The 1446-nt window shown below is 60.1% G+C and carries 2 protein-coding genes; both read left to right on the forward strand.

The annotated features are described in order from the left end of the window. Positions 1–123: 123 nt before the first annotated feature. Positions 124–555 carry a DUF3119 family protein gene (locus tag NW815_RS07730; protein WP_414415868.1) on the forward strand — a complete coding sequence of 144 codons (432 nt, stop codon included), beginning with the start codon at positions 124–126 and terminating at the stop codon, positions 553–555. Further along, on the forward strand, positions 552–1352 hold the full coding sequence (pgeF, locus tag NW815_RS07735) for a peptidoglycan editing factor PgeF (RefSeq protein ID WP_414415869.1): 801 nt from the start codon (positions 552–554) through the stop codon (positions 1350–1352). Before NW815_RS07730 ends, pgeF begins: the two co-directional genes overlap by 4 nt. Positions 1353–1446: the final 94 nt, after the last annotated feature.

Below are 1446 nucleotides of genomic sequence, written 5' to 3' on the forward strand. Positions count from 1 at the left end.
TCAGCAGTGTTCAGCGTAAATGTATCAGGCTCTCTCCTCTATGTCCTACAGATCCTCTGACTTCTGAAGAGTCGCCGAGGCAGCCTAGAATGGGGCTGGGATCCCTGAGAGGAGGAGTGGGGCATGATCAGGCCCAATTCTGCCCATCTATTGACTCCGGATTTTCGCCTCAGCCTGTCGGTGTTGGCTTTGGCGGTACCGCTGTTCTGGCTTTCGCTTTGGGCGGGGCTGGGGGTGGGTCTGTTCGGCCTGTTTTTGATGGTGCAGACCTCTCTGATCGGTCTGGCCTTTACCAGAACGGCGCTGCAGGTCTACAGCGGCTCCAGGCGCATCCGCGAGTTCCCCTACAGCGAGTGGCAGGATTGGCAAATTTTCTGGCCGCCGCTGCCGGTGTTGTTCTTTTTTCGAGAAACCCGGAGCATTCATTTTTTGCCGATGCTGTTTAACCCTGCTGAGCTGAAGATGTGTTTGGAAGAGCGGGTGGGCCATCTCCGCGCCCAACATCGGTCTCAAGGATCCCCGCCCACTGCTGGCCTGGGTAGCTCTCGCCAATGAGTGGCTCCGCCTTGTGGGTTTGGCAGCAGGCAGGGAGATGGCGCTGGCTGGAGTGTCAGCTTTTGGCAGAGTGGCCTCATGCTTTTGGCTCTCGCCAAGGTCATCCCCATCCCCCGTCTCAGTTGGCCGCCCGGCTGCAACTGCCCCCTGAACAGGCCGCGTGGGGCCATCAGGTGCATGGCTGCAACTGGGTTTGGGCAGATGGGATCACCGAAACCTTTGGACACAAACGAGAGCAGGACTGCTCTGCTGGTCAAGGGATCCCTACCCGTTCTCAGGCGGATGCGGTCATTGCCCGCCGCCAAGGAGATTCTGCCTGGGTCTGCACCGCTGACTGTGTGCCGATTTTGGTGGCCAGCCAAGAATGGGTGGCGGCCATTCACGCCGGGTGGAGAGGCACTGCTGCGGGGATCTTGTCCAAGGTGCTGCAGGAGTTTTTACAGGCGGGGATCCCTGCTGCTGGGATCCGCGTTGCCATCGGGCCTTCCATTTCGGGGTCGGTCTATCAGGTGTCAGAGGAGGTGGCGGAGCAGGTGCTGCAAAGCCTACCCCCAGGGCTGGATGCCCGCGCCGCCCTGTTGCCCGATCCTCTGCCCGGCAAGGTTCGCCTGGATCTGCGCTGGGTCAACGGTGCCCAAGCCCAAGCCAAAGGGATCCCCCCTGAACACATTGCCGTCAGCCCCCATTGCACCCTCAGCCAGCCCCAAGATTTCTTTTCCTATCGCCGCGATGGATCCCTGAAGGATGAGCAGGGCCGTCATTGCGTGCAGTGGTCGGGAATCGGCCTGCGGTCGTAGGCAGACTTGACCCAGTTCTGCCCGGAGGAACGGGAAGTAGTGGCTATAATTGCGCTCAAGACAGGGCTGATACATTTACGCTGAACACTGCTGA

Origin of the sequence: Synechococcus sp. R6-7 (assembly GCF_047461695.1) — a bacterium.
In the GTDB taxonomy this organism is placed as follows: Bacteria; Cyanobacteriota; Cyanobacteriia; order Thermostichales; family Thermostichaceae; genus Thermostichus.